Raw genomic sequence first — 18,991 nt, 5'->3', positions numbered from 1 at the left:
GCAAGATCAAGGGGATGGTTCGAGGTAGATCTTGCGTTCTTCGGGGGTCAGCTCGCGGATGGTGCGCTCGGCGGCGAGTGCCTGGACCTGGTGCATGGAGCCGCATACCTCACAGCGCCAGATCCGTACCGTGGCGTCGTCGTAGGTCGACAGTAGCCGCCGCCCGTCCGGGCTGAACTTCACGGAGTTGACCGTGGTGCCGGAGCCGCTGAAGACCACTGGCTCGCGCCCCTCGGCCGGCATCCAGATCCGCACGGTGTTGTCATTGCCGCTGCTGATGACCTGCTGCCCGTCCGGGCTGAAGCCGACGCTCCACACCACGCCCTGATGGCCGCGCAGGACGATCGGGTCCGCTGTCCCGTCGGTGTTCCAGATGCGGATCGTGCCGTCGTTGCCCCCGCTGACCAGCCGCCGCCCGTCCTCGCTGAAGGCGAGGCACCACACCAGGCCTTGGTGGCCGCGCAGCAGGACAGGCTGACCGGTCCCGTCGGCGTTCTGGATCAGGATCGTGCCGTCCACGCCCGCGCTCGCCACTCGCTGCCCGTCGGGGCTGAACCCGACATACCGGACCTGGCGCTGAGGGCTGTCCATGACGACCGGCGCTCCGGTCCCGTCAGTGCGCCAGACCCGTACGGTGCCGTCGTCACCTCCGCTGACCACGCGCGTGCCGTCCGGGCTGAAGGCGGCGTTCCACACGTTCCCGCTGTGGCCGCGCAGCACGACAGCCTGGCCGGTCCCGTCGGCGTGCCAGATCCGTACCGTGCCGTCAGCACCTGTGCTCGCCAACCGCCGCCCGTCCGGGCTGAAGGCGACCCCGAGGACGTCCGCCTTGTGGCCGCGCAGCACCAGCGTGTCACCGCTGCCGTCGGTGTTCTGGACGCGGATCGTGCCGTCGATACCGGCGCTGGCGACGCGTCGCCCGTCCGGGCCGAACGCGGCGTCGTACACGGTCCCCCCGGTATGACCTCGCAGGATCATCGCCTCACCGGTGTAGGCCACGTCCCACAGCCGCATCGTCCCGTCGTCGCTCGCGCTCGCCAGCGTACGCCCGTCCGGGCTGAACGACGCGTTCCACGTCGTCCCACGATGGCCGCGCAGAACGAGCGGATCGATGTTGCTGGCCATGTTCCAGATCCGGACCGTGCCGTCGTTGCCCACGCTGGCGATCCTCCGGCTGTCGCGGCTGACCGCCGCGCCCTCCACCGTGCCGTCGTGCCCGCGCAGCACCGCTGGTGCGTTCTGTCCGGTCACGTCCCACACCCGCACCGTGCCATCGGTACTGCCGCTGACCAGGTTCCGCCCGTCCGGGCTGTACTGCAGTCCTTCCACCGAATTCTCGTGGCCGCGCAGCACGACCGTTCTCGCCTTACCGGCCGGGTCCCAGATCCGGACGGTGCCGTCGCCGCCGCCGCTGGCCAGTCTCCGCCCGTCCGGGCTGAACACGACCTGCAGAGCCCGCCCATCGTGGCCGCGCAGCACCTGGGGAGCACCGCCTGCCGCGGACGAACCGCCGGTCCACCTGCCGCCATCCGGTGCCTTCCAGATCCGCACCGTGCCGTCGTCCCCGGCACTTGCCAGGCGTCGCCCGTCGGGGTTGAACGAGACGCCCCACACCGGACCACGGTGGCCGCGCAGCACCAGCGGATCGCCACCGCCGGCCCAGTCGGACACACTGACCGTTCCGTCGATGCCGCCTGTCGCCAGGTAGCGTCCGTCCGGGCTGAACACGGGGTTCCACGCCTCACCGGCATGGCTGTGCAGCACCACCGGATCGCCGGTGGGCAGCCCTTGCGCGGACACCTGCCAGACCCGTACGGTGCCGTCCCCGCTGCCGGCGGCCAGATGCCGCCCGTCCGGGCTGAAGGCGACGCCGCAGACCTTGCCCGCAGGGATGGCGACGATGAGCCGGATCCGCGCGTCGACGGTGGCCTGCCGGAGTACGGCCGTGGCCTCCTCCGTTGGGCTGACCGCAGACGCCCGCCGGGCCAGCAGCAGCCCGAGCTGCGGGTCCAGCTGGAGCTGGCCGCGCGCGTCCGCCGCCAACTGGCGAGAGTAGGCGAGATCTCGCTCCTTCTCGGCCTGGTCCGCGTTCACCAGCGCCATCACGGCCAGCACGGCGACCACGCTCGCCACCATCACCAGGCTGATCAGAGCCGCGCGCACCCGACGGCCCGCCGCCGCCCGCTCCCGGCGCGCGCGTGCCCTGCTGGCCGTCAGGAACGCGTGTTCCAGGTCGTTGAGCCGGTCGAGCGCGCGCTCCTCCCAGGCCGCCAGTCGCGTTCCCCGGTACAGCAGCTCGTCCTCGCGCCCGTGCTGCTCCCACTCGGTGGCGGCGTCGGTGAGCCGCCGCTGGAGCCGGACGAGTTCCCGGTCTTCGGCGAGCCAGCCCCGCAGCCTCGGCCAGGAACGGATCACCGCCTCGTGAGCCACCTGGACGCTGTCCTCGTCGACGGTGAGCAGCCGCGCCGCCGTCAGCCGGGACAGTACGGCCTGCATCGCCGCCCCGTCCGGCCCGGCCAGCAACTCCGCCGGCGGGACGCGCCTGCGCGTGTCCTCGGTTCCCTGCCCCAGCGCCGTCAGGCGGAGGAACGCGTTCCTGGCCAGACCTCGCTCACCGGCGTCGAGCCCGTCGTAGATCTGCTCGGCGGTCTGCGCGATGGCGCCCTGGATGCCGCCCGCTTCCCGGTACCCCGCGAGCGTCAGCGTGCCGCCCTTGCGGCGCTTCCACGTCTCCAGCAGAGCGTGGGAGATCAGTGGCAGCGCGCCGGGCTCGCCTCTTGCGTCGCTGAGGATGGTCTCGACGAGCGCCCGCTCGACCTTGAGCTCCGCCCGGAGCGCCGGGCCGATGATCACCTGCCGGAGGTCGTCGTCCTCCATGGCCCCGATCAGCAGGTGCCGGTCGCGCAGCATGGCCACCAGCGGCGGGTGTTCGGCGCACCGGGCGTAGAAGTCCGCGCGGATTCCCAGGACGACGCGGGCTCGATCGTTGGTCTCCTCCGCCGCGGCGAGCAGCGAGTCCAGGAAGAGAGATCTCTCCTTCTGGTCGTCGCAGAGGCTGAAGACCTCCTCGAACTGGTCGACGACGATCACGATGCGCGCGCTCTTCGGCCTGCCCGCCAGTATCTGGCCGATCGCCAGCCGGACGTTCGAAGGGGCGGCCACCAGGTCGGCGTACAGGGAGGGGGCGGAGGTTCCGCTGAGGTTGGCCAGGCCCACCGCGAGTTCGTCCAAGGGGTGCGCGCCTGGCGTGAGAAGGAGCGTCGGCCGGTCCTGGCCTTTCGAGGCGGCGCTGTTGCGCAACGCCGGAAGCAGGCCGGCTCGAAGCAGGGAGGACTTGCCGCTTCCTGAGGCGCCGAACACCGCGAGCAGGGAGGTGTCGCGTAATCGCGCGGACAGTTCGTGCACCAGCTCGCGCCGGCCGAAGAACCGGTCCGCGTCGTCAGGATCGAAGGTGACCAGGCCGAGGTAGGGCGCGTCCTGGTCCATCTGGTCCTCCGCGCCGGCGTCGGCGGCGGCCAGCTCCGCGGCGACCTGTCGCCAGAGTTTCTCCCAGGTCTCGGTGTCGCCGCCGCAGGCCTCGACATAGGCCAAGGTGACCGCCAGCGTGGGAAAGATCCCCCCACCTGCCGCCTCGGACAGCGCGGTCACCGAGTAGTGCGCGCGCCTGGACAATTCGCGGTAGCTGAGCCGAGCGGCCCCGGCGCGTAACTGCCTCAGCTCGTACGCGAACCGCTGTAACGGGCCCGCGTCAGGGTCGAGCGGTCGTTCCGGTCGTCCCATGAACCCGCCCCCATGGCCGTACGATCGCCGCTTGTCCAGCTGCGAAGATCGCCGCTTGACAACCGGAATCGACTATAGCCATCGGGAGTTGATGACGCGATGAACCGCCCGTCCCGCGCCCCCGTGGGAAGACGGGCGGCTCCAACACGACTGACGCCCGGTAATGCAGGGCTGGGCTGGATCCGGCCTTACAGGTCGTAATGCAGGTCGGTCTTGCCATTGCTGGGGTTGTAGGTGCAGTAGTAGTCGATGCCGGTTCGCGGGTGCAGGTAGGCCGCTCTTGAAAGGCAGTCGTAGCAGTTTTCGTAGTTCGGGGGCACCCACACGCTGTTCGGATTGGCCTCTGTCCTGAGGTGGCATCGGTTGGGGGCGAGGATCGTGGCGGTCTTGCTGCTCGAGGAGGTGCTCGCGGCCGAAGCGTACGACACGCCGGGTACGGAGGCGATGACAGCGGTCGCGAACACGGCCGCCGCCACAAGGCCCAGACCGCCCGTGAGCTTCCTGCGGGACTGTCGTTCCATGTCGATCCCTTTCGTCGGGTGACTCGATAAGCCGTAGCCCCTGGTCTAGCCGTCCCGGAGTTGTCCAGCACGCGTACGGCGTGCTGGACAAACAACTTCGGGACGGAACTTCTCACAGGTGGAAAACGCATTCCTTTGATATGCGTGTGAGTCACCGCGGGTTCAGGCTCTGTTTCCCGGATCGGCGCCGGTGCCGGGATGACCGATGTGGGAATACGACAAAAGGTGCGGCTGATGACGACGCGTGAGCTGTATGCCGGGTGAAGAACCATCCGCCGGACCTGATCAGCGTGGCGTTGGAGCGGCGCAGGTCAACTGGCGAAGGCGTGCACACCGAAGCCGGTCGCGATGCTCCCCCCGGGGATGATCGGCGGCCACTACGGCAACCAGACCACGGCGAACGTGACGAGCAACCCCCTGCAGGCCGAACCGACCAGCAAGACAGTCAACAATCGTGGATCGTCATCGTCATGCCTTCGAGGAGGGAGGATCCGCAGACATCAGCACGATCCGGGGGCCGACAGTTGATCACATACAGATGCCGTGGTGTGCATCATTCAGCATGGGTGGATGTACCAGGCAGGCTCCCAGCCGGATTGGTTGTTCCGAATCCAGCCATGGCGGTACCAGTTATATAGCGCGTAGTCGCCGCACTCGTAGAGGTCCCAGATCTTCCAGGTATTGATCCGGTCGTCCTGGTAGTCGAGTACCGCGACGCAGACACGCTGGTACGGATGATCGCTCTCTCGTGTGTCATTGTGCCCTTCCTGGCAGGCGAACCTGCGCTCCTTGCGTGGATTCTCGTTGGCTTCCTCGCTCAAGGGTGCAGGCTGTAGTCGGGCCTGTCGTTACGGGTGGGCGCACACGCCTTTAGTCCGGGTGCACTGTCGCGGACCGCTCGCGGAACTGGCGCGGTGAAAGGCCGTAGGCGCTGCGAAACGCCTGGCTGAAATGCGCGGGACTGGTGAACCCCCACCGAGCCGCGATGGCGTTGATCGGGCGGGTGGCCGAAAGGGGGTCGGCGAGGTCGCGCCGGCAGTGCTCCAGGCGGCGCTCGCGTACCCAACCGGCGACGGTGTGCCCTTCCTGGTGGAAGAGTTTGTGCAGGTAGCGCAGGGAGATGTGGTGCGCTGCGGCGATCGCGCCCGGATCCAGCCGCGCATCGCCGAGGTTTTCCCGGATGAAGGCGTGAATCTGAGCCATGAGCGCTCGTCGCCTGGTATCGGGCGGCACCGCGCTCTGGGTGTCCAGCGCATTGGCGAGCACCGCGGTCAGCACGTCGAGCGTGAGGGTGGACAGCCGGGCGGTGTCGGTCGGACTGAGTTCGTCCATGTGCCCGGCGATCTGCAGCAGGAACTGTGACGACAGCGAGCCGACGCCCTGGGCGCCCGGGATGCGAACTCCATTCAGCCGCCGCAGGTCCCGGGCGGGCAACGGCAGCAACGAGCGCGGGAAGCGCAGCAGCAGCAGTTGCTGCTGGCTCGCTGGAACATCCGGCGCGAACTCGGCCCAATAGGGGCGCGAAGTGTCATAAAGCACCAGATCTCCGACTCCGACCTCCCTATGCCGGTCGTCTTGCACCACCACGCCGCCACCGCGCACCGTACAGGCCAGGATGAACACTTCGGGATCGCCCTGGCGAATGAGCTTGGGCGTGCGGTGGATCGAGTGCGGCTCCGTGCTTATCCGCGTCACTTGTACGGGGCCGAAGTCGCTGATAGCGACCTGAGCCCGGAATCGACTCATCCACTGCGATTCGCAGCGTAAATCGTAGGGCGCCCAGAGCTTCGAGTGCACCTCGCGCCAGAAACCGAACCGCTCTCCCGCCGGAACGTCGGCGGTGCTGATCACATCCATCATCCCCACCACAGGGTTGACACCACCTGGCCGGATCAGCATTGCCTGAGCAGGTTGCCGACGCAACTGTTTTGCCGTTGTCCTCGTCGCGGCCGAATACCTATCCGCACAAGCAACGTTCGGCATCGAAACCGCTACGGCGGATCGAATGCCTGATTAGGCGGATCGAGGCAGCCGCCGGACATTATCCGAGCGTCGCGCATCTAGCGGCTCGCGTCCTTAATTGCCTACTGCACAACTCCACGAGGGGGTGTAGCGGCGATCAACGTGGGCGAACTGTTCATCACCCTCGACCTGCGGGACCAATCGTTTCCACCCGTCTGGTGCGTGCACTCGGCAACGGCGAGCGTACTTCACGGCGTTGGGCGCGTCGGCCTCTTCGGCTCTGATGATCCGGGCGCGCCGCTCCTACCTGTAGGACCGCTGCACGTGAGAGTCTGTGCGAAAGCCGAGATTGCGAGCGTTATCCCAGATCTCTCGGGCCGGGTATCGCCGCAATCAAAATCCGCCCCGATGCAGCCGGCTTTTCCCTTCCCGGTGTCGCGACTGCAGGGCGAACCGCCCAGCAGCCGCGAGGTCTTGCGTCACCCGGCCGAGCACAGTCTGCCGACGTAATAGGCTCCATGGGCGAAGGGGTCGAGCTTCGTCAGCCCCGGCTTGACACACATGTCGTAATTGCCGGTATACGACTCGACTCTGATGATGACGTCGGTCCGCGGAGGCGCATCGCAGTGCCCGTACCAGTTTCCGTTCGCGTCTCTGTAGTAGCCGCAGCGCAACTGGGCGGTTGTTTCTGGATCGGCGATCGTCGCGGCTGAGGCCGGAGCCCCGGCCAACGCGACGGTGGCGGCCGCTAAGGCTACGATCGCCGACTTCGCGAAGGCGGACGTTGTGAAGCTCATAATTTCCTCCAGAGATGCCCAGCTAGTACAGGTACTTAACAAGTATCGAGATGGTGGACGCGAGAAACAGGGCAGCAGGAGGACATTTGCCGGTAATTAGACAGTCCGCCGAGCGGAAAGCTTCTCTGCCTGACCACAACTCAAGGGACCGCGAGAAGCCTGTCGACCGAAACCCAACATGGCCGGTGGATTTGCGCCTTGGAAAAGCACCGTCCCAGAGACGGCTCATTGGGGGGACCAGTGTTCGACGTACGTCTCATCGCTCACGCCCCCAACGGCGACAGTTGGGGCTGCTGCCGTTCCCGCAGTCGTTCGAGGTCGGGCAGGTCCGTCAGGCAGATGCGTCCCGGCCGATGTGCGAGCCTGGCCGCTTCGGCAGGGGAGAGGGCGTCGCGTTCGGCACAAGCGCGGGCCAGGAGATCGCCAGCTGACGCCAGCACTTTTGCCCGCATGTTGTGAGACAGAGTGGCTCAGCGGCTCGCGGAAAGTGTCGCGCTGATGAAGATCTGCCCTAGTCTCATCGGCGTGGGGAGGCCCGAGGGAAGCCCGGACACGGGCTCCAAAGATGTTGGTACTCAGTTGAGCGCAGTACTTGAGCGCATCACGTATGCCAACGAGGAGACCGGCTACACGATCGCGCGTGTGGCCACCGACCGGTCGGGCGCCGAACTGCTGACCGTCGTAGGACCGCTGCTCGGCGCGCAGGTCGGCGAGTCGCTGCGGCTGAGCGGCCGCTGGACCTCCCATCCCAAGTACGGCAAGCAGTTCGAGGTGTGGTCGTATGCCACCGTGCTGCCGGCCACCGTCCAGGGCATCCGCCGCTACCTGGGCTCCGGCCTGATCAAGGGCATCGGGCCGAAGATGGCCGAGCGGATCGTCGACCACTTCGGCACCGCCACGCTGGAGGTCATCGAGCAGGCGCCCGAGCGGCTGGTGGAGGTGCCGGGCCTGGGCCCCAAGCGGACCAAGCTGATCGCCGCCGCCTGGGAGGAGCAGAAGATCATCAAAGAGGTGATGATCTTCCTGCAGGGCGTCGGCGTGTCCACCTCGATCGCGGTGCGCATCTTCAAGGAGTACGGCGAGGGCTCCATCTCCGTCGTCAAGAGCCGGCCGTACCAGCTGGCCGACGACGTGTGGGGCATCGGCTTCAAGACCGCCGACACCATCGCCCAGGCGGTCGGCATCCCCCATGACAGCCCCGAGCGCGTCAAGGCCGGGCTGCGCTACACCCTGTCCCAGGCCGCCGACGACGGCCACTGCTACCTGCCCGCGCCCAACCTCATCGGCGACGCCGTCAAGATCCTCGAGGTGCCCGCCGCCCTGGTCGCCGACTGCCTGGAGGAGCTGGTCGGCGAGGAGGGCGTGGTACGCGAGGAGATCCCGGCCGGCGACAACATCGTGCCGGCGGTCTATCTGGTGCCCTTCCACCGCGCCGAGCTGTCGCTGGCCTCGGCGCTGCTGTCGCTGCTGCGCGGCGGGCGCGACCGGCTGGCCGCCTTCGCCGAGGTCGACTGGGAGCGGGCCGAGCAGTGGCTGCGCGGCCAGACGGGCGCCGACCTGGCCGCCGAGCAGCGCCAGGCCGTACGGCTGGCGCTGACGGAGAAGGTCGCGGTGCTGACCGGCGGGCCGGGCTGCGGCAAGAGCTTCACCGTGCGCTCCATCGTGACGCTGGCCCGCGCCAAGCGGGCCAAGGTGATCCTGGCCGCGCCCACCGGCCGGGCCGCCAAGAGGCTCGCCGAGCTGACCGGCCACGAGGCGACCACCGTGCACCGGCTGCTGCAGCTGCGGCCCGGCGGGGATGCCACCTTCGACCGCGACAACCCGCTGGACGCCGATCTGGTGGTGGTGGACGAGGCGTCCATGCTCGACCTGCTGCTGGCCAACAAGCTCGTCAAGGCGGTCGCGCCCGGCGCGCACCTGCTGTTCGTGGGGGATGTGGACCAGCTGCCCTCGGTCGGCGCGGGCGAGGTGCTGAAGGACCTGCTGGCCGCCGAGGACATCCCCCGCGTACGGCTGACGCAGATCTTCCGCCAGGCCCAGGAGTCGGGCGTGGTGGTCAACGCCCACCGCGTCAACACCGGCCTGCACCCGAAACTGGAGGGAATGACGGACTTCTTCCTGTTCCCGTGCGAGGAGCCGGAGGAGATCGCGGCGCTGACCGTCGATGTGGTGGCCCGGCGCATCCCGCGTAAGTTCGGCCTCAATGCGCGCCGCGACGTACAGGTGCTGGCCCCCATGCACCGCGGCGCCGCCGGGGCCGGCGCGCTCAACATCGCGCTGCAGGAGGCCCTGACCCCCTCGCGCGAGGACATGCCCGAACGGCGTTACGGCGGGCGGGTCTTCCGCGTCGGCGACAAGGTCACCCAGCTGCGCAACAACTACGAAAAGGGCGCGGCGGGGGTGTTCAACGGCACCGTCGGCATCGTCGTCGACATCCGCCCCGACGAGCAGAAGCTGACCGTCCTGACCGATGAGGACGAGCAGGTCGAGTACGCCTTCGACGAGCTCGACGAGCTCGCCCACGCCTACGCGGTCTCCATCCACCGCTCCCAGGGCAGTGAGTATCCGGCCGTGGTCATCCCCCTGGCCACCAGCTCCTGGATGATGCTGCAGCGCAACCTGCTCTACACCGCGATCACCCGGGCCAAGCGGCTGGTCGTCATCGTCGGGTCGCGGCGCGCGCTGGCGCAGGCCGTACGGACCAAGGGCGCCGGGCGGCGGCACACCAGCCTGACCCACCGCCTGGCCCAGCACTGAGGATTTCTCCTCATTACCCCTGTGGCGCGCGCTTGACCTGGGGTTCTCAGCAACAAGTGATTCAAACGTTATCGAACTATCCCAAACTCATCCGCGTCATACATGCAGGAGCATTAAGGTCTTTGACATTGACTTTGCTGTTATGGGGGAGAGGACTGACTTGAACGTCACGCCCGGTTGGAGGACGCCCGTCGCGGGCATGGCCCTGCTCGCGGCCGCGGTACTGACCGCATCCTGCTCGAGCGCGCCCACCGCCGAGCGCAACGCCGAGGCGGCCAAAGCGACCACCTCGGCGACCCCCGAGGCGCCGACGATCAAGATCTCGCCCGCGGAAGGCACCTCGAAGGTCAGCCCCGAGAAGAAGATCGTCGTGACCGCCGCCGGTGGCACCCTGGAAGAGGTCACGGCCGAAGGCGGCGGCAAGGCCGTCGAGGGGACCTTCAACGCCGACAAGACCAAATGGGTCTCCAAGGGCACCCTGCGCCCTTCCAGCTCGTACAACGTCAGCGCCAAGGCGGGCGTGACCAGCGCGGCCAGCACGTTCAAGACGCTCACGCCCGAGCGCGAACTGCAGGTCGCCGACGTCACGCCCAACGCCAAGGGGGAGACGGTCGGCGTGGGGGCGCCGATCATCGTCACCTTCAACCAGCCCGTCAGCGAGAAGGCCAAGGTCGAGCGCGCCCTGGAGGTCGACGCGCAAAAGCCCGCCAAGGGCGCCTGGCGGTGGATCAACGACACCACCGTCATCTACCGCACCGCCAAGTACTGGCCCGCCCACCAGAAGGTCACGTTCAACGCCCGCCTGACCGGCGTCAAGGGCGGCCAGGGCCTGTACGGGGTCAAGGACTACGACACCTCCTTGAAGATCGGCGCCAGGGTGATCAGCAAGGTCGACACCAAGAAGCACATGATGTACGTCTACCGCGACGGCAAGCGCGTGCAGACGATGCGCATCAGCGCCGGCATGGCCACCACCCGCGAGTACACCACCACCTCCGGCGTCCACCTGACCATGGAGCGCGGCAACCCGGTGCGCATGATCTCGCCCGGCCGCAAGAAGGGCGACCCCGGCTACTACGACGTCATGATCAACCACGCCGTGCGGATCTCCAACTCCGGCGAGTACGTCCACGCCAAGGACAACGTCTGGGCCCAGGGCCGCTCCAACGTCAGCCACGGCTGCATCAACTCCCGCCCCGACCAGGCCCTGTGGTTCTACAACCACTTCCAGCGCGGCGACGTCGTCGACATCACCGGCACCACCCGCGACCTGGAGTGGAACAACGGCTGGGGCTTCTGGCAGCTGCCCTTCTCCAAGTGGAAGAAGGGCAGCGCCCTCTAGCGCGGGGTCACGTGAGCCGGGCCTGCAAGCCGTCCAGGACGCGTTCGACGCCGTAGGCGAAGTTGTCCTCGCGCACCAGCCGCGGGTCCTGGCCCTGCCGCGCGGCGTACCCGTCGCGCAGCAGGGGATGCTCGCGCACGGCCTGCTCGGCGGCCGGACGCAGGCTCTCCAGCAGGTCCTGCTCGCTCTGGCCGCTGCGGGCGAGCAGGGCGAGGTAGGCCGCCTCGCTGAGGGTCATCCCGATGACGTAGGCGATGATCGTGCTCATGGCCTGGTCGGCCTCGACGGGATCGAAACCCGCCGCCTGGAAGACGGCCAGCAGCCGTTCGGACTGGCGGGTCAGGTTCGGGCCGAGGTCGGCGAGCCCGACCTGGCCGAGCACCGACACGAGCCAGGGGTGGCGCAGGATCATCGAGCGCAGGCTGTGGGCGCCGGCGGCGATGGCCGCCCGCCAGCCGGCCGCATCGCCGGCCTCGGGCACCCGCAGCTCGCCGTAGACCTCGTCCACGACCAGTTCGATCAGCTCGTCCTTGTTGGCCACGTGCCGGTAGAGCGAGGTGGCCCCGGCCCCCAGCCGGGTCCCGAGGCTGCGCATGCTCAGGGCGTCGATGCCCTCGGCGTCCAGCAGCGCGACGGCCTCGGCCACGATCCGCTCGCGGCTCAGCGCCGGCTGCTCCCGCCTGGCGCGCGGGCGGGCCCATACCGAGGGGATGGGGTGCTGGTCGGCTGGCATGCGGTGGTCTCCTCTGTTCTCCGGCCACCGTAGCGTACATCGTGCGCTCCTGCGAACGATCAGCTTCATGAGTACAGTGTGCGCAGGCCTGTCAGACGGCTATGGCGGGGGCCGCGCGGGCCGAACCGATGCCCCGATTCGCCTTGCCCAGCCGGAAGCGCACCTTGCCCTTCAGCACGGTGCCCGACTCCGCGAGCCCATCGGTGAGACCCTCACCCGGAAACAACGTGAACGTCCAGCGCTCGTTCGCCTCGCAGTCAGGCAGCTCACGGCCGCCCTGCAGCACCCGGGCGCCCCACACCTGACGGATCATCAACGCCCTGGTGTCGACGCCACCCACCGTGAACGCCCGCGCGGCCCCGTTCACGATCTGGTCGTGGCTGCCCAGCGACGGCCCGAACGCACCGGTGACCGTGACGACCATGGCCCACGGCCGGCCGGGCCGCACCCCGAGCACGCCCGCGGGCAGCCGCGCGTCGAACACGTCGGCGGTGGCCACGCCGAGCTGGTCCCGCCGGGTGCCGGCCGCCATGGGCCGCCGGGTGTCGAGCCGGTCCGGATCCGGTACGAGCAGGACCCCGTACGTCGTCTCCTCGGCGAAGCGCGCCGCGGCGAAGTGCTCGCCCAGGGCCGACGCGGCCCGCTCGGCGGCCTCCCACCGCTCGTCGGGAAAAGCCGTCGCCAGGTAGTCCGCTGTCACGGCCGGCAGCCCGGCGGCCGCCACCGCCGAGGCCACCGACGGGCACCGCGCCCACCCCGACCCGGCCAGTCTCGCGATCTGCTCGGCCTTGAACGACATCTCGCCCCCCGCGGCTCCGAAAACGCTCCGACTCTAGTGGGCGCTCAGCCTGGATGGCTCACCCGCCGTACCTTGACCACGTTGTCCGTCCGGACGATCGCCTGCCCGTCGGGGCCGGTCTGGCTGCGTTCGTGCTCCTCGCTGAGCAGCACCTCCCACTGCCCCTCCGGCAGCTCCAGAGCCTCCAGCACCTCATCAGGGGTGGGAAAGCGCAGGTCGTGAGGGTGATCGTGCTCCCACGGCGGGAACCCCGCGTGGCCCACCACGAGCAGCACCCCGCCCGGCGCGACGGCCGCGGCGGCGCTGCGCAGGACCTTCTCCCGCGGCAGGTCCCCGTGAGAGTGCAGGAACTGCGCGGAAACCAGCTCGAACAGGCCCTCAGGGAACGAGGCCGCCAGATCGTGCCGCTGCCAGTCGATCCGCTCGGCGACGCCTTCGCGTGCCGCGTGCCGGGCCGCCCGCTCCAGGGCGACGCCGGAGATGTCGACGGCGGTGACCCGCCACCCGCGCCGCGCCAGCCAGACGGCGTCGGCCCCTTCCCCGCATCCCAGATCCAGCGCCCTGCCCGGCTCCAGGCCGGTGGCCTCACGTACCAGGATGACGTTGGGGTTCCCGCTCCAGATCTGATCGCCCTCACGGTAGCGAGCGTCCCAGAGCTCTGTGTCATCGGCCATCTGCGCGTCCTTCCTCCGTTTACCGCAGATGCTCCACCCGCGCCTCCCGGCCAGGCAAATCCCTTTGCCGAACCTGCAAACAGCGCGTTTGCGCCCACCTGCCCAGCGCGCCGCGGTCCCTGGAGCACCGCTTGGCGTGGAGGGCCGTTCCGATGGTGCTGACCTGCGGAATTCATCCAGTTTTTGGCCGGATGCGGAATCCTGCGCTCAGCTGCTGCTCCCGCTGAGAGCTGGGGCCGACGCGGAGGGTGAACTCGCCGGGTTCGACCACGCGGCGATTGTCGGCTGTGACGAGTGAGCAGTGCGAGGCAGGGATGCTGATGTCGACGTCCAGCCTCTCGCCGGGAGGGATCTCGACCTGCGTGAAAGCCTTCAGCTCCTGCTCGGCCCAGGTGACGCTGGTGGTCAGGTCGCTGATGTATGCCTGGACCGTTTCCAGGGCCGAACGGCTGCCGCTGTTGGTGAGTCGTACCGTGGCATTGACGGTGCCGTCAGCAGAGATATCCGGGTCGTGCACGACAAGGTCGGAGTAGGTGACGGTGGTGTAGGTGAGCCCCTCGCCGAACGCGAACATGGGGTTCTGGGTGAGATCCGCGTAGCGGTCCCCGTGCTGGCCTCGCACCTGGTTGTAGAAGACGGGTTGCTGTCCGACGTGGCGTGCGAAGGAGAGCGGGAGTCGGCCGCTGGGTTCGATGAGCCCGAGCAGGAGTTCGGCGATGGCGCGGCCACCGCGCATACCTGGGTTGAACGCCTCGATGAGCGCCGCCGCGTTGAGAGCGGAGTCCGGCAGCGTGCTCGGCTTGGACTGGATCAGTACGACGATCGTCGGTGTGCCGGTGGCGGCGACCGCGTCCAGCAGCGCGATCTGACCTCCTTGGAGGTCGAGCGTGGCCGTCGAGCGCCCCTCGCCCGTGAGAGCGATGCTGTCCCCAGCCACCACGACGGCGTAGTCGGCGGCCTCTGCCGCGGCAGTGGCCTCCCGAAGCTGGGCCTGGTCGACCGGAGCGGGGGTGAAAACGGGCGCCTGCGGTTGGCCGTCGGGCCCGATGGACCCATCGGGGTCAGAGGCGGGGCTTTCGATGTCGGCTCCGCGGGCGTGCATGACGGTCCAGCCGGCGGGTGCGACGGCGCGAAGGCCGTCGAGCACCGTCTCCACCGACTCGCGTGGATGGCCTTCGGGCATCCACGGAACCTGGCCCGAGGCCCCCGCCCAGTCGCCGAGCATGGCTTCCGGGCTGTCGGCGTTGGGGCCGATGACCGCGATCGTCCTCGGCGTGCCCCGGCTTGCGGCGCGGCCCGTTCCGTCCGAGGTCAGCCCGCCTTCGAAGGGCAGGATCCCTTCGTTGCGCAGCAGCACCAGGGAACGACGGGCGGTCTCGAGGTTGAGGTCGGCGTGTTCGCGGCAGCCGATCACCTGCGCCTGCCGCTCGGGGTCGGGGGTGCGGGGGTCCTCAAAGAGCGCGAGTTCGAACTTCAGCCGCAGCACCCGCCGTACCGCGTCGTCGATCTGTTTCTCGTCGATCAGGCCGCGCGCGAGCGCCTCCTGTGCGGCCTCGAAGAACGTCGGCGTGGCCATGATGAGATCGTTCCCGGCGTTGACCGCGACCGCCGCAGCCTCGACGTAGTCGGCGCAGACCCGCTGGTCGTAGACCATCCGGCCGACGTTGTCCCAGTCGGTCACCAGCGTGCCGGTGAAGCCCCATTCGCCCTTGAGCACATCGTTGAGCAACCACTGGTGCGCGGTGATGGGAACCCCGTCGATCGACTGGTAGCCGAGCATGAAAGCGCGGCAGCCGGCACGAGCCGCTTGCTCGAACGGGGGCAGGAACCACGAGCGCAGCTTGCGTGGGCTGAGATCGGCTTCGCTCGCGTCGCGCCCGCCCAGGGTCTCGGAGTAGCCCGCGAAGTGCTTGGCATATGCCAGCACGGCTGTCGGGTCGCTGAGGCCCTCACCCTGATAGCCACGCACCATCGCCGCCCCCAGCTCACCGATCAGGAGCGGGTCCTCGCCGAACGTCTCGTTGACCCGGCCCCAGCGCAGGTCCCGGGTGACGCACAGCACCGGGGAGAACGTCCCGTGGATTCCGGTCGCCGCGATTTCGGTCGCGGCCGCACGGGCGACCCGCTGGAGCAACGAGGGATCCCAGGTGCAGGCCATGGCCAGCTGTGTCGGGAAGATCGTCGCGCCCGGCCAGAATGAGTGGCCGTGGATGCCGTCGTCGGCTGTCAGCAGCGGAATGCCCAGCCGGGTTCGCTGGGCCAGTTCCATGGCCTCCGGCATCAGCGCGGGAGGCACATGCAGGACCGACCCGGCCAGCTTGGCCGACACGATGTCCGCCAGATCCCCGTGTTGTGCGTCGAGCATCAGCAACTGCCCGACCTTTTCCGGCAGGGTCATGCGGGACAGCAGGTCCTCGGCCCTTGCTTCCACGGACGCTTCCGGATCCAGGTATGTGGCAGAGTGGACCGGCTGTCCCACTATGGCCTCCAAGTCGTGAGTCGTCACAGGTCACAGAGCTGTTTGCCGACGGCGGGCGCTTCGTCGCAAGGACGCTGCCGCCTGCTGGGGCGGGGCTCGCCCGCCGTCCGCCCGCCGTCTTCGCCGTCCCCGGCGGCAGACCTACCGGGGCGCCCCGCTGCGGTCGACGGCAGGCAGCAGGCCCGCATCCGGCGTACTGGTGACGGGGACGGGGTCGGCGAGCTCGCCGACGAAGCGGCCGTCGACAAGGTCGCGGAACGCCATCAGGTGCCAGCGGCCGTCGTGCCGGACCAGGCGACCGGCGTAGAGCGAGGTGTCGGGGAACAGCCGGGCGGTGGAGATGTCGAAGGGACCGTGGATGCTGGGCCCGGTGACGCTGAAGACTCCTCCGGTGCCGTAACGGCGCAGAGCGTCGTCGTCGAGTTGGGCGCTCGCACACGAGAAGATCAGCGTGGGAGTGCCGTCGACGACTTCGGCCTGGACGACCTCGAGGTGACCGAACCCGGCGCCGGGCTCGGTCAGCGGCGGCTGCACGTGCCACTGCTCCAGATCGGTGGAGGTGCAGTGCCCGACGACACCACCGCTTCGCCAATCGCCGTGGCCGGCGCGGGCGGTGACGTACATGTGCCATTGGCCGTCGTCGCCGCGGAAGACGAAGGGGTCGCGCCAGGCTTCTTCGGGCCAGGCGGACTGGCCGTGCTTCTCGTACCAGCGGGGGTCGGCCTCCAGGACGGTGTGCGGCGGATGCTTGTCCCAGACGAGCAGGTCGGTGGAGGTGGCGACGCCGACGCGCTGGATGTCGCCGCCGTCCTGCCGGGTGGTGCCGGTGTAGAACATCCGCCATCGCCCGGCGTCGTCGCGTACGACGCTGCCGGTCCAGGTGGTCCAGTCGTCGAACGCCGGGAAGTCCGAGACCGTCAGCGCGTCGGGCAGGACCGTCCAGTCCCGCAGGTCGGCGGAGACGGCGTGGCCGACGCTCGGGTGGCGGTGACGGCGGTCGGGGTCGCCGAGGCCGCGGGAGGCCCGGAGGTAGAACACGTGGTGGAGCCCACCGTCGTAGGCGTACCACGAGTCCCAGATCCAGCTGTCCGCCAGTCGCAACATTGATTACCCCTTGATTCCGCTGTTGGCCACGCTGGCCACGAAGCTGCGTTGGAAGATGACGAAGAGCACCATGATCGGCAGGGTGACCAGGGTGGTGTAGCCCATGATCTGGCCCCATGGCACGCCCTCGGCGGTGTTGGTCTGGAAGAAGTAGTCCAGGCCGACGGGCAGCGGCCGGAGAGCCTCCTCCTGGACGACCATCGTCGGCCACAGGTAGGAGTTCCAGATGGGCAGGAAGGTGAGGATGGCGCTGGTGGCGAAGGCCGGTCCGCTGAGCGGGACGACGATGCGCCGGTAGACGGTCAGGAAACCGGCGCCGTCGATGAAGGCGGCTTCGTCGAGTTGGCGCGGGATGGACTTGAAGAACTGCACGAACAGGAAGATCGAGAACGCGTTGGCGATGAAGGGGACGATCTGCACGGCGTAGGTGTTGATCCAGCCGGTGGTGAGCTCGGGCGTGCCGGTGGCGAAGGAGAGGTAGGGCAGATTGTTGACCCAGTACAGCAGCGGGAGCGCGAGCGTTTCGAACGGCACGATGAGGGTGGCGATGAGCACCCCCATGACGATGCCCTGCCCGCGCCAGCGCATCCGGGCGATGCCGAAGGCGGCCAGGCTGTTGACCACCAGGCCGAGCCCGACGACGAGGATGGAGATGAGCAGGGAGTTGGCGTAGAAGCGGGCGAGCGGGACCCGGCCGAACAGGCCTTCGTAGTTGTCGGGGCCGACGTCGCCCACCGGCAGGAACGCCCGGACGGATTCGAGGTCTTCGAAGATCTGCAGTTTGCCTTTGAAGCTGGACACGATCATGAACATCATGGGCAGCAGGAAGGCGAGTGAGAACAGCGCCCCGGCCGCGTAGAAGGCGGTGCGCGTAAGGGCCCGGCGGGCCTTGATGGTGGTCATGCGTCCTTCTCCCTGGTCAGCCGGCGCTGGATGAGCGCGACGCACAGCACGAGTACGAAGAACACGAAGGAGATGGCGGAGGCGTAGCCGATGCGCTGTTTTCCGTAGCCCTCGGTGAAGGCCTGGTAGACGAGGGTGGAGGTGGAGTCCAGCGGCCCGCCCTTGGTCATGACGTTGATCTGCGTGAACAGTCCCAGTGCGGCGATGGTGATGGTGACCAGGACGAACACGAAGGTGTGCCGCAGTCCCGGCCAGGTGACGGCGGTGAAGGTACGCCAGGCGCCCGCGCCGTCCATTTTGGCGGCCTCGTACAGCTCGGCCGGGATGGTCTGCAGCCCCGCCAACCAGATGATCATGTGGAAGCCGACGGCCTGCCAGATCGACATGGCGATGATGGCGGCAAGCGCGGTGGACGGTTCGGCGAGGAAGGCGATCGGCTCCCAGGACGGGAACACCGCCTTGATCGCGGTGTTGATCAGTCCGTCCTTCTCATAAAGGAAGGCCCACAGGATCGACACCACGACCATCGACATCACGACGGGCAGGAAGAACACCGTGCGGAAGAACACCCGTCCCCGGAATTTGCTGTTGACCAGCAGCGCCAGCAGCAGGCCCAGCCCTCCTTGGACGGGGACGACGACGAGGGCGAACACGGCGGTGTTGCGCAGCGACTTCCAGAACATCGGGTCGCCTGCCAGCCAGAAGCTGCCGCTCTTGCCGTCGGCGGCGATGGAGTCCGACAGCACCGACAGGCCCTCGTAGGGGGTTCCGCTGCCGTTCTTGGTCAGGCTGCGCAGGGCGGTGCGGACGGTGCCGTCCATTCCGGCGAGCTCGCGGACCCGGGCCTCGTCGAGGGTGACCTGCTTGAGGCTCAGCAACTGTTCGAAGTTGGACAGGCCGACCCAGCGGGCCGGTTGCGGCGAGGAGAGCTTGGCGTCGGTGAAGCCGAGGCTGAGGGCCAGGGCTATCGGGATGAGAAGGAAGATCAGCAGCAGGAGCATCGCCGGGGCGGTGAACAGCCGTCCCGTCCTGGCTTCGGCCTTGTGGCGGTCGGCGGGCCGGCTGGGCCATCGCCTGGGCCGGTTCCGCATGTAGGTGACGGATCGCTTGGGTCTGCCGCGGGCATGTGTCAGGGACACG

At 68.5% G+C, this 18,991-nt stretch carries 15 protein-coding genes; 2 read left to right on the top strand and 13 right to left on the bottom strand.

Features of this window, described 5'->3' with window-relative positions; genetic code table 11:
* Nucleotides 1–6: 6 nt before the first annotated feature.
* The 6 genes from KME78_RS11230 to KME78_RS11205 form a co-directional block, all read right to left on the bottom strand.
* Nucleotides 7–3,780, bottom strand: a complete 3,774-nt coding sequence (locus tag KME78_RS11230) for a WD40 repeat domain-containing protein (protein ID WP_219528768.1) — start codon at nucleotides 3,778–3,780, stop codon at nucleotides 7–9.
* 188 nt (nucleotides 3,781–3,968) lie between these two features.
* Complete coding sequence (locus KME78_RS11225; protein ID WP_219528767.1) at nucleotides 3,969–4,301, bottom strand: hypothetical protein; 333 nt, start codon at nucleotides 4,299–4,301, stop codon at nucleotides 3,969–3,971.
* Nucleotides 4,302–4,858: 557 nt separating this feature from the next.
* Complete coding sequence (locus KME78_RS11220) at nucleotides 4,859–5,122, bottom strand: hypothetical protein (RefSeq protein WP_219528766.1); 264 nt, start codon at nucleotides 5,120–5,122, stop codon at nucleotides 4,859–4,861.
* 49 nt (nucleotides 5,123–5,171) lie between these two features.
* Nucleotides 5,172–6,200: an AraC-like ligand-binding domain-containing protein gene (locus KME78_RS11215; protein ID WP_219528765.1), complete on the bottom strand. Its 1,029-nt coding sequence runs from the start codon at nucleotides 6,198–6,200 to the stop codon at nucleotides 5,172–5,174.
* Nucleotides 6,201–6,742: 542 nt separating this feature from the next.
* Nucleotides 6,743–7,060 carry a DUF6355 family natural product biosynthesis protein gene (locus tag KME78_RS11210; RefSeq protein WP_219528764.1) on the bottom strand — a complete coding sequence of 106 codons (318 nt, stop codon included), beginning with the start codon at nucleotides 7,058–7,060 and terminating at the stop codon, nucleotides 6,743–6,745.
* Between the two features lie 263 nt (nucleotides 7,061–7,323).
* Complete coding sequence (locus tag KME78_RS11205) at nucleotides 7,324–7,500, bottom strand: hypothetical protein (RefSeq protein WP_219528763.1); 177 nt, start codon at nucleotides 7,498–7,500, stop codon at nucleotides 7,324–7,326.
* Between the two features lie 58 nt (nucleotides 7,501–7,558).
* Here KME78_RS11205 and recD2 point away from each other — a divergent pair, with 58 nt between their 5' ends.
* Nucleotides 7,559–9,817 (top strand): SF1B family DNA helicase RecD2, encoded by a 2,259-nt coding sequence (gene recD2, locus KME78_RS11200; RefSeq protein WP_219528762.1) that lies wholly within the window; start codon nucleotides 7,559–7,561, stop codon nucleotides 9,815–9,817.
* A 160-nt stretch (nucleotides 9,818–9,977) separates the two neighbouring features.
* A complete protein-coding gene (locus tag KME78_RS11195; protein ID WP_246650915.1) occupies nucleotides 9,978–11,159 on the top strand; it encodes a L,D-transpeptidase in 1,182 nt (393 codons plus the stop codon).
* Nucleotides 11,160–11,166: 7 nt separating this feature from the next.
* On the opposite strand, the gene KME78_RS11190 is transcribed toward KME78_RS11195, so the two are convergent.
* From KME78_RS11190 to KME78_RS11160, 7 genes are all read right to left on the bottom strand, one after another.
* Nucleotides 11,167–11,892 carry a TetR/AcrR family transcriptional regulator gene (locus tag KME78_RS11190; RefSeq protein WP_219528760.1) on the bottom strand — a complete coding sequence of 242 codons (726 nt, stop codon included), beginning with the start codon at nucleotides 11,890–11,892 and terminating at the stop codon, nucleotides 11,167–11,169.
* Between the two features lie 91 nt (nucleotides 11,893–11,983).
* A complete protein-coding gene (locus KME78_RS11185) occupies nucleotides 11,984–12,691 on the bottom strand; it encodes a hypothetical protein (protein WP_219528759.1) in 708 nt (235 codons plus the stop codon).
* A gap of 44 nt (nucleotides 12,692–12,735) precedes the next feature.
* A complete protein-coding gene (locus KME78_RS11180; RefSeq protein WP_219528758.1) occupies nucleotides 12,736–13,365 on the bottom strand; it encodes an SAM-dependent methyltransferase in 630 nt (209 codons plus the stop codon).
* A gap of 172 nt (nucleotides 13,366–13,537) precedes the next feature.
* Nucleotides 13,538–15,796, bottom strand: a complete 2,259-nt coding sequence (locus KME78_RS11175; protein WP_219528757.1) for a glycoside hydrolase family 3 N-terminal domain-containing protein — start codon at nucleotides 15,794–15,796, stop codon at nucleotides 13,538–13,540.
* Between the two features lie 189 nt (nucleotides 15,797–15,985).
* Nucleotides 15,986–16,948 carry a glycoside hydrolase family protein gene (locus KME78_RS11170; protein ID WP_219528756.1) on the bottom strand — a complete coding sequence of 321 codons (963 nt, stop codon included), beginning with the start codon at nucleotides 16,946–16,948 and terminating at the stop codon, nucleotides 15,986–15,988.
* A 3-nt stretch (nucleotides 16,949–16,951) separates the two neighbouring features.
* Nucleotides 16,952–17,851, bottom strand: a complete 900-nt coding sequence (locus tag KME78_RS11165) for a carbohydrate ABC transporter permease (RefSeq protein ID WP_219528755.1) — start codon at nucleotides 17,849–17,851, stop codon at nucleotides 16,952–16,954.
* Nucleotides 17,848–18,990, bottom strand: coding sequence for a carbohydrate ABC transporter permease (locus KME78_RS11160; RefSeq protein ID WP_219528754.1), 1,143 nt, complete (start codon nucleotides 18,988–18,990; stop codon nucleotides 17,848–17,850). The genes KME78_RS11165 and KME78_RS11160 overlap by 4 nt, the downstream gene beginning before the upstream one ends.
* Between the last annotated feature and the right edge of the window lies 1 nt (nucleotide 18,991).

It is taken from the genome of Nonomuraea guangzhouensis (assembly GCF_019396345.1).
GTDB classification, from domain to species: Bacteria; Actinomycetota; Actinomycetes; order Streptosporangiales; family Streptosporangiaceae; genus Nonomuraea; species Nonomuraea guangzhouensis.
This window is presented reverse-complemented; position numbering and strand designations above follow the sequence as displayed.

Bases quoted from the DNA above. Each gene is read 5' to 3' on its own strand.
- KME78_RS11230 (WP_219528768.1), bottom strand. From the start codon at position 3,780: ATGGGACGACCGGAACGACCGCTCGACCCTGACGCGGGCCCGTTACAG.
- KME78_RS11225 (WP_219528767.1), bottom strand. From the start codon at position 4,301: ATGGAACGACAGTCCCGCAGGAAGCTCACGGGCGGTCTGGGCCTTGTG.
- KME78_RS11215 (WP_219528765.1), bottom strand. From the start codon at position 6,200: ATGCTGATCCGGCCAGGTGGTGTCAACCCTGTGGTGGGGATGATGGAT.
- KME78_RS11210 (WP_219528764.1), bottom strand. From the start codon at position 7,060: ATGAGCTTCACAACGTCCGCCTTCGCGAAGTCGGCGATCGTAGCCTTA.
- recD2 (WP_219528762.1), top strand. From the start codon at position 7,559: ATGAAGATCTGCCCTAGTCTCATCGGCGTGGGGAGGCCCGAGGGAAGC.
- KME78_RS11190 (WP_219528760.1), bottom strand. From the start codon at position 11,892: ATGCCAGCCGACCAGCACCCCATCCCCTCGGTATGGGCCCGCCCGCGC.
- KME78_RS11185 (WP_219528759.1), bottom strand. From the start codon at position 12,691: ATGTCGTTCAAGGCCGAGCAGATCGCGAGACTGGCCGGGTCGGGGTGG.
- KME78_RS11180 (WP_219528758.1), bottom strand. From the start codon at position 13,365: ATGGCCGATGACACAGAGCTCTGGGACGCTCGCTACCGTGAGGGCGAT.
- KME78_RS11170 (WP_219528756.1), bottom strand. From the start codon at position 16,948: ATGTTGCGACTGGCGGACAGCTGGATCTGGGACTCGTGGTACGCCTAC.
- KME78_RS11165 (WP_219528755.1), bottom strand. From the start codon at position 17,851: ATGACCACCATCAAGGCCCGCCGGGCCCTTACGCGCACCGCCTTCTAC.